Source organism: Mesorhizobium sp. M0185 (genome assembly GCF_040322175.1).
Classification (GTDB): domain Bacteria; phylum Pseudomonadota; class Alphaproteobacteria; order Rhizobiales; family Rhizobiaceae; genus Mesorhizobium.
Window position 1 is genome coordinate 22,796 of sequence record NZ_JAMYSY010000059.1, and the last position, 9,050, is coordinate 31,845.

The 9,050-nt window shown below is 60.8% G+C and carries 4 protein-coding genes and 1 pseudogene; 1 reads left to right on the top strand and 4 read right to left on the bottom strand.

Annotation, left to right across the window (positions count from 1 at the left end):
- Positions 1 to 78 precede the first annotated feature (78 nt).
- Complete coding sequence (locus tag NKJ20_RS29775; protein ID WP_352457157.1) at positions 79 to 744, bottom strand: DUF3450 domain-containing protein; 666 nt, start codon at positions 742 to 744, stop codon at positions 79 to 81.
- A 612-nt stretch (positions 745 to 1,356) separates the two neighbouring features.
- Positions 1,357 to 1,502: pseudogene (locus NKJ20_RS29780) on the bottom strand (IS110 family transposase); the annotation flags it as partial.
- Positions 1,503 to 1,678: 176 nt separating this feature from the next.
- Between NKJ20_RS29780 and NKJ20_RS29785 the strand changes: the two are divergent.
- A complete protein-coding gene (locus tag NKJ20_RS29785) occupies positions 1,679 to 4,636 on the top strand; it encodes a trifunctional glycosyltransferase/class I SAM-dependent methyltransferase/polysaccharide deacetylase (protein ID WP_352748954.1) in 2,958 nt (985 codons plus the stop codon).
- Positions 4,637 to 4,721: 85 nt separating this feature from the next.
- Here NKJ20_RS29785 and NKJ20_RS29790 read toward each other — a convergent pair whose 3' ends face one another.
- Positions 4,722 to 5,402 (bottom strand): redoxin domain-containing protein, encoded by a 681-nt coding sequence (locus NKJ20_RS29790; RefSeq protein ID WP_023675975.1) that lies wholly within the window; start codon positions 5,400 to 5,402, stop codon positions 4,722 to 4,724.
- A gap of 19 nt (positions 5,403 to 5,421) precedes the next feature.
- A complete protein-coding gene (locus NKJ20_RS29795) occupies positions 5,422 to 8,721 on the bottom strand; it encodes an adenylate/guanylate cyclase domain-containing protein (RefSeq protein WP_352450245.1) in 3,300 nt (1,099 codons plus the stop codon).
- Positions 8,722 to 9,050: the final 329 nt, after the last annotated feature.

Genomic DNA, 9,050 nt, shown 5'->3' on the forward strand with positions numbered 1-9,050 from the left:
TCGCGATCAATCTCTGTATCGTTCGAAGCTGCTCTTTGAGGGAGGCTGATTGGGTCGACAGTCGACGTCAAGTTCCGATCAACTCACTTTCCAGGTACGCTCCGCGTTGTTCTTGCTGCCGACGGGATCCTGATTTAGACATTTTGCAACCTCGACAAACAGGCCAGCCAAAAGATTTCGGTCGGTCTTGACATTGCCAAGATCGGAAAACATTTTCTCCATCAGCATCTGAATGCTTTCATTCTTTTGCTTGATTTCCTCACGCAGCAAATGATCGTTTCGATTTATCCGGTCCGCAACTTCCCGCTCAAGCTCGCTCAACTGATCCGACAACGCGCGCACCTGCTTTTCGAGCGCCTGATTTTGCTCGCGAAGATTCCGGTCAATCTCCTTATCGGCGTCGGCTCGCGCGTCTTTTTCGTTCCGCAATTGCGCCGCAAGCGAGTCGACCTGCTTCTTTGCATTTGACTCGTACATTTCAAGATTGCGCTTGGCCTCGGATTCGACATCCTTGAAGCGCTGCAAGACCCGTTCTTCAAGCTTGGAAAAGCGGCGGTCATAGTCCTGCATCTGGTTGCCGAACAGCAGATCACGTATCTTGTCGACACCTACAGCGTCGCCGGGGGCCCCGCTCTCGCGAGCCTGGCCCGCCATGAAGGTCAGCCCGCTTCCGTCTGCATTACTTATCAGATTTGCGTCCGCTTTATTTGCTGAAGAAGCGGTATTCGAAGATTCCTTGGCCATCTTTATGCCCCCTTCTTTGAACAATTGCCACAGTGCACCACTCAGAAACCAGCAAGCATGCCAGCAAAATTCCCGGCTCGCAAGCCGGAATCTTCTTGGCTTAAGCCAATTCGTGCCTCCCTTTTACATCTCTTGGACTAGCAGCAAATGCACGAGTTCCGATTGATGTCGCTCTCGCATCTCTTTGTGATAGCAGCCACAACCGGCTAATCTAATCGATCATTGGACGCAATCTACTATCGAAATGAGTAATACAATGTCAGGCTATAGCTACTGGAGCGCAATTAAGTAGCGCAGACTCATTAGAAGTGTCTAAAGTAGCTGGTCTGGCGGTGCACGTACCGTCTCGCACCCGACTGTATACTGCGACGATCAGCTTCCGATGCGGGCCCAACGGTAGAAGGAAGGTCTTCTTTCGCACGGAGAATGGCTGTTCGAGAATGCACCTCGGAATCGAGGCGTTTCGGTCGATAGGAGGGGAGCGACAGTCCCAATAACTGCAGTCATTCACACCAAAGCTTCAGTGGGCGGCATTTGTTGCGCCCCCAATTGCAAAAGACGTCAGGTTGCCATAGCTATTGCACTCATACGGTGCCCGGGACCGCCGCCTGTGGTCATGGCGCCGACCCAGGGGATCGACATGAGTATGCGGCATGCTTGGCTTTGACGTGCATCTGCGACAGCTGGCGCCCAAGCTCGGCGGCACGGATGCGAATGCTGCGCCAGGCTTCCAACTTCGGTAGCACGACAGGAGCAAGCTCGCTCTGCAGCCAAATGGCGGCGTCGCGGCGGCTCGGAAGAGTTCGCAGGAGACTGTTTGGACGCAGCGTCCCTGAGGACCGTTTCCTTTGGCAGGAAATCGCCGGCTATGTTTCGGGACTCTTGTTCTACCTTCGAACCAACGCGCGGGTTACACGGCGTGGCGTATAATCCCATGGTTTCAATCGTGGTTCCTGCGCACAACGCGGAGGTAACGCTGGCGCGCGCACTCGATTGCCTTCTCGATCAGGAAATAGTGGATTGGGAGGCGATCATCGTCGACGACGCCTCCACGGACCGCACCCCCGCGATCATCGCCGGTTATGTGGAGCACGATGCCCGGTTTCGGACGTTGAGCTCTTGCGCGTATAGCGCCGCTGGCGCGCGCAATAGCGGGATGTCGACAGCGCGCGGCCACTGGCTCATGTTTCTGGATGCGGACGATTGGGTGGATGCCAGCTTCCTTGAAAAAATGCTGGCCGCACTTGAAGCCGCGCCCGATGCGGTCGCCGCCTATTGCGGTTCCCGGCGCGTGATGCCCGATGGCGAACTCACTCAGTCGAGCATCGCGACGGAGGTTGCGATCCAGCCCTTCGAAACATTCGCGCGCCGGTGCGCGATCCGCACTCACGCGCTGCTCGTCGACCGGAAGACAATTGCCGAGTTGGGCGGCTTCGATGTGTCGCTGCGTACCTGCGAGGACTGGGATCTGTGGCAGCGCCTCGCACGTCTAGGCAAAAATTGGGTGATGGTCGACGAGCCGCTCGCTTTCTATCGGGTCAGCCCCAACTCGCTCAGCCGCAATTCGGCGCAGATGCTGGCAGATGCGGAAATCGTGATCGCCCGCGGCTTTTCCGCCGATCCCAGGGTCAAACACCCGGCATCGGCTCACGCCAATGGAGCGATCGAGGCGAACGGCCGCACCGCTTCAGAAGCACTCGCGTGGTTCGCGTTGTGGAACGCCGCATCGGATTGCGGCTGCGGCTCGCGCTCGATCAACCCGCAGTCCCTGCGCGCGCTCCCGGCAGGACGTAAGTGGGCGCGTGAGATCGCCAAGGTGGCCGTCGATGGCCTTATGGTAGGAAGCCTGTCGGTGCCAGCGCAATTGGCTGCCAGGTGGGACAGGTTCGGCGGCTCCCTCACCGAGTTGATCATCGAACTCGGCAAGGTCTGGAATAATCCCGACGCGGCTCGCCGCGTGCAGTATCACTTTGAGCAAATGCTGCTCGATGTCGACGATCTTGCCGCGCCGCGCAGGCTGGCGCGGACACTTGGAATTCGTGTCGACGCGCGAAATCCGGCCTCGATCGAAGTGCCGGAAGGAATCGATCAAATCTATGCCCATCTGATGATGGATGGCCAGATCGAGGCTCTCGTGCAGTTCGGCGTACTCGGGAGAGTGACAAGGCGTCATTGGATTGAATTGATCCTGAATTTCGTGCCCCCTGAGCGGCCGATGCACAGTGCCGCGCGACTTGCGAGGCGATCGCCTGTAGATGCACCGCAAAAGGGCGCCGGTGCCGACAAGTCAAACATGTTTGCAGCCGAGGCATTGTTGTCCATGGCGGGACGCCGGTCTGATCGGGACAGCCATTTCGGCAAACTCGCGGGATTGGCCGCGGAAGCGCAGGCGCTGGTTCGGTCGAGCGCCGAAACTAAAGAGCCTTTTACAGCGCCGCGCCGTGCACGGGCCGCGGATGGGCGCGACAATGATCGCACATCTTTCTGGAATCGCCATTTCGCGACCGAGGATCCCTGGAACTACGGTTCGCCCTATGAGCAGGAAAAATATGAGCGGCAGCTCGAAATTCTGCCTGCCGGTCCCATCGGACGGGCGCTTGAGCTGGCCTGCGCGGAGGGCCACTTCACGCGGCAGCTGGCGCCGCGCGTGGGCCATTTGACCGCAACTGACATCTCCGCCGTAGCCGTCGGACGGGCGCGCGCGCGATGCAGCGATCAGCCGAATGTTGAGTTCGGCGTACTGGATTTCTCTGCGGACACGCTGCCGGGCGAAATGGATCTGATCGTGTGTTCGGAAGTGCTCTACTACCTGGATGATCTCGCCGATGTGCGGCGCATCGCCAAAAAACTCATTGAAGCGTTGGCGCCTGGCGGCAGTTTCATCAGCGCACACGCATTCGTGCTACGAGACAATGTTGGAAGGACGGGCTTCGACTGGAACACATTCGGTGCACAAGCGATCTCAGAGACGCTGGCAGCGACCGACGGCCTCGTCCTCGAGCAATCGATCCAGACCGAGCTCTACCGCATAGACCGCTTCCGCCGCTTGTCACCAGGCGACGTGGCGACGGAACCGATGGTAGATCATGTGCCAATCCGCGCATCCGTTGAAATCGGGGTCGCGCGAAATATCGTCTGGGGCGGGGCGCGGGCCTTGCGCCGCGACGTGGCACGTAGCGAGCGGCGGCAGCGTATCCCCGTCCTCATGTATCACAGCGTCGCCGATGAAGGTCCGGCCGCGCTCGCCCGTTTTCGGCTCGCGCCCGCCGCATTCGCCAGCCAAATGGCATGGCTGCGCGCCAATGGCTTTCACGCGATTAGGTCCGAGCAGCTGGAATGGTTCATCGTCAACCGTCAGCCTTTCGTTGGCCGCCCAGTGCTCATCACGTTCGATGACGGCTTCCAGAACTTTGCCGACCATGCCTGGCCGGCCTTGCGCACGAACGACCTGACCGCGGAAGTGTTCCTGGTGACGGACCTGGTGGGCGAAAGTGCACAATGGGACGCCTACAGCGGCCCGCCGACGCAGCTTATGGACGCCGGGACGGTGCGACGCCTCGCCGGCCAAGGTGCGTTCTTCGGAAGCCATCTGGCGACGCATCGCGCGATCGATGGTCTGTCGAGCTCTGACTTGGCCGCCGAGCTCCTACGCTCTCGTATGTTCATCGAACGATGGACCGGTCGGCCAACCACGGCGTTCGCGGCACCCTTCTCTGTCACCGACCGACGGCTTGGCAGGCTAGCCAAGGAGTGCGGCTATCGAATCGGCTTCGGCGGCAGACACGGGCCGGCGGACCTCGATTGCGATCCCATCGACCTTCCGCGCATCGAGATTCGCGGAGATCACTCGCTCGATGACTTTGTTGGCAAAGTCGAGGCCGTGCTCGCATGAACGGTGAACTTGTCAGTATCTAGATTTGTCACAAATTGGTTCCGCTTTTTATTCCGTGTCCCGCCCGCTTACCTCGTTCGCAAGTCTATTGGGCGACTTGGGATACGGCTGACATCAGCTCCTGCGGGCTTGGCGCCCCAAACATGTATCGCCCACCCTCTGGAACCTCCGTGAAGCTCCAGCGGACGATCCCCTGCCGGTCCAGCAGGAACTGACCGACCAATTGTCCGTGTCCTGTTGCTAGCATCTGCTCGTCGGCTTCGGTCAGCTCGTAATGGTCCCTCTTGTTGAGGATTTCGCTGGCCGCAAGAGGATCCATAGGACCGGGCAACTCGCCTGGTATGTCGACCCGCATATCCTTTGCCGCTGCCATCGAGACCTTGTACGGCCAGTTCGTCTCGTTTTGGGTGAATTCGAGATTGGGCAGTCCAAAAGCACGATGTGAAGCGCGTTCAGGATCGGAGGCCGCAAGCAGATTCGGCATCGGATGGTAGCGGAAATAGAGACGCGCCCGTTCGATCGGCGTGTTGACCACCGTCAGGCTCTCCACGCCCTTTTCGCGCAGCTCCGGATCAAGCCGCGCCTGGGCGGCGATATGGCGTCGGCAAAACGCGCAATGCAGACCTCGAAACAGGCCGACCAGCACCGGTTTTTGGCCGCGAAAATCGTCAAGCGCGATCTTGCCTTCCTGGGTAATGGCGTCGAGTACCACGTTTGGCGCACGGTCGCCCGGTTGAAGCGGCACCAAGTCACTACGCGCGGACATTTCCAACCTCCAACCCCGGCTAGTCGAGAAAAGGCAGCACCACAAGCGCTTCCGGGTCGAGCCCGTGCTGGGCGCATATACCCTGCGCCAGGGAAAAGTAGCGTTCGGCCTCGGCCAGATTGTCGAGGTCGAGATTAAGCGTTGCGAGACCATCATAACACGGAAACAGCAGTTGGGGTTCGCCCGTTTCGCGAGCTACGTCCAGTGCTTCGTGGAACAACCCAACCGCCAGGTCCGGACGGCCGTTGCACTGGTGGATCTGCCCAAGCACGATCAACGGCACCGGCAGGTGCTCGCGCTGGTCGAGCGCCCGGTCGAGCTCGATGGCCTTCTCGGCAGCAGGCACGCCCTCCGTTGGACAGCGATCCGTGAAAGTACAACAAGCGACCGCCAGATTGGCGAGGAGGCGCGCCTGGAAACCCAAATCACCAATACGGCGCGCCACTTCAAGACCGCGTCGACAGACCTCCATCGCCTTTGCGGGATCGATGGTCGTGTAGAGCACGCCGAGATTGGTGTAGCCGCGGCAGGCCGCGCCCAGCAGACCGGCGGCTTCGGCCAATTCAATGCTACGCTCAACCTGACGCACGGCCTCACGGTTTCGCCCAAGGCGAGCCAGCGCGACAGCCTTGGTATTGAGTGCCTCGGCGGTCACAAGAGTGGCATCACACCTTACCTCGGAGACATGCTCCGTTGTCAGTGTGCCTACGCAATCCAGCGCCGCGTCTGCCCATTTTGCCGCGAGAGCGTGATCTCCGCTACGGAACGCCTGTCGGCCACGTTCTTGCCACAGATGCGCCTGCTCGATCGGGGCATCCGCTCCATCGAGGAGCGCTGCCGCCTCAGCATAGCGGGGTTCTGCCTTGTCCCGCTTGCCGACATCCCAGAGTAGCCGACCGATCTTACGCAAAACTCGCGCCGAGGCGACGCGATTGGCCGACTCGCGGTATGCCTGCAACACCGTCTCGTAGTGGTGGTGCGCGATCTCGCGGCGGCCTGCCGGGCCGCTCAAATCGGCAATGCGCTCTGCAATTGCCAGTTTGAGCGGTGTTTGCCCGATCGCGCCCAACGCAGTCAGTGCTCGCTCGTAGAAACGAAGGGCGTCGTCATTGGCATATATCATGCGAGCGCGATCGCCTGCCGCCTGCAGGTAATGCGCGCCCTTCTCCCGCTCGGCGCTCTGTGCGAAATGATGACCGAGCACGGTCAAATCCTCGAGCCGTTCCGGCTCGTCGCCGCACAGTTGCTCCAAGGCAGCACCGATCCGCCCGTGGATTTCGGTCCGGCGTTGCAGGAGCAGATTCTGGTAGATCACGTCCTGCAGCAATGTTTGCGTAAATCGGTAGCTTTGAGACGAGACCGAGCCTGATCCGGCAACTTCCTCGATGATTTCCGCATCGCAAAGCAGTTCGCAGCCGGCTTCGAGCCGGCCGGGGTCGGCTGTCACGGTTTTCAGAAGTGTGGCATCGAAGCGCGGGCCGATTACCGCGGCCTCCTGGGCCAACCGGCGCACCTCTTGGGGCAGCCGGTCGACGCGGGCAAGCAACATTGCCTGGATAGTGGCGGGGATGCCGGTTGCGACTTCGCCTGCCACAGTCCGCCATCGCTGGCCGTCTCGCATCAGTACACCGCGATCGATAAGGCCGCGAACGATTTCCTCTACAAAAAGGGGGTTGCCGCCCGCGCGCTCGAGGATCTGGTCGAGAAGCCCTCCCGCGGAGCTTACCCAGCTCTCGCCGAAAAGCGCTGCCAGCAGGCTGCGTCCGTCATCATTGTTGAGTGGCGGAAGCCTGAGCGCTGTGTGACTGACCCGACTTGAGTCGAGCTGGTCGTTGTCCGGCGCCGGACGATGCGTGACCAGCAACATCAACCGCGTGCGTTCCAACCTGTCCATCACGAAACGTAGTGCCTCGAGCGACACGGCGTCGGCCCAGTGCAGGTCTTCGACGACAATCAATAACGGCGACAACGCAAGCCGCCGTTCGATGATTGTGCGGACTGCGTAGAGAATTTGCCGCCGCAGCTGCTCGGGCTCGACATGCTGCAAGGTGGCATCGGGGTCGCCAAGGCCAAGCACATGGTAGAGCAAAGGCATCAGCCGCTTCGCCTCCTCGCCCTGCAGGCCGAGATCGGCAAGCAAGCCTGCGAGCTTCCCCCGCATTTCGTCCCCATTGTCGTTTTGCATCATCCCGGCAGCGCTGCGCACCACTGCGCCCAAGGCGCCAAAAGATTGTTCACCCAGCGGTGAGCACGTGGCCTGCCGCACGGCGACGTTGCGAAAACGCTCCTCGTCGCCGACGCGGGCGACGAACTCCTTCACCAGCCGCGATTTCCCGATGCCGGCTTCTCCGACGAGGCGGACAAGTTGGGCCGAGCCGCCGCACGCCTGATCAAGGCTCGCCATCATTCTATTGAGCTCCGCACCACGACCTATTAGCGGCGCACTGAGGCCGAGCGCCTCGAGCCCGCGCGCTGCACGCGGCACCGCTAGCGGTGCGTCCAGTCGATGAACGAGCACGCTGCCAGCCTTGCCGCGAAACACGACATCACCCAGCGACTCGTAAGAAAAGGCATGCCGGGTCAGCCTGTGAGTGAGCTCGCCTACCAGCACCTCACCCGGTGCGGCCAGCGATTGCAGGCGTTGCGCCGTATTCACTGTGTCGCCGGTCACGGAATAGGATCTGGCGGTGCCGATGCCCAATCCGCCAGTAACGACCGGACCAGTGTTTATGCCGATGTGGAGTAACAGAGGCGAGCCGGAGTGGGGGGTGCTTTCGCCGAGCCGCGCCGTCCGGGCGATCATGTCGAGAGCGGCGCGAAGCGCACGTTCCGGATCGTCCTCATGCGCGACCGGCGCACCGAACAAAGCGAGCAGTGCATCGCCGATGAATTTGTCGACGAAACCACCAAAGTTTCGTACGGCCGCCGTCAATTCCTTGAATAGTTTGTTCTGCAGCGCTTGCATGACCTCGGGGTCGAGCTGCTCGCTGAGTGTCGTAAAGCCGCAAAGGTCGGCGAACAGGACCGTTACCGTCCGGCGATCGGCGTCAGAGACGGGATGCAGCCCTTCTTCGCTTTCCATGTTCGAAAGCAGCGACGGAGTTCGAGAAGGCGGCACAATGGTCCGGCTTGGTGCCGGAGCAGGCCGTTCGACGGCTTTTGCGGGCGCACCGACGCTTGCCCCACATTTCGGACAGAACTCGAAATCAGGTGCGCAGGTGTAGCCGCAACTGGCGCATGGCACGGGCTGGCGCCTGCCACACCTCGGACAGAAGGCGTAACCGCCCTCAATCTCGAAACCGCAGCCCGAGCAGTCCATCGAACAAGACCTCACTAGTGGCCGTGACGGCGTGATCTCGCCCGCACGTCACGGCCAGGCTATTCACAAGGATGCACCGATAGTCGTCGACGGGCAAGCGGCAGCGAGCGATCCGTGTGGGTCCGGTGGCAGAGCGCTGCCCATTCGGGCGGCTGCGTGGCCGTCGTCTGCGAAAGTTCCCTCTTACCCTCCGTCTTCCTGCTATCATGAAGATGAGGAGGCCGTTGACCTCTTGATGCAACGGAGTTGTGTGCGTCAAGTTCTGCAAAATGGCGTGGCATTGCGGTGACGTCGGCGTGTCCGCCGCGCAGCCCCCGTGTTTAGCGGAG

Coding starts and splice junctions, on each gene's coding strand:
- NKJ20_RS29795 (WP_352450245.1), bottom strand. CDS start 8,721: ATGGACTGCTCGGGCTGCGGTTTCGAGATTGAGGGCGGTTACGCCTTC.
- NKJ20_RS29790 (WP_023675975.1), bottom strand. CDS start 5,402: ATGTCCGCGCGTAGTGACTTGGTGCCGCTTCAACCGGGCGACCGTGCG.
- NKJ20_RS29785 (WP_352748954.1), top strand. CDS start 1,679: ATGGTTTCAATCGTGGTTCCTGCGCACAACGCGGAGGTAACGCTGGCG.
- NKJ20_RS29775 (WP_352457157.1), bottom strand. CDS start 744: ATGGCCAAGGAATCTTCGAATACCGCTTCTTCAGCAAATAAAGCGGAC.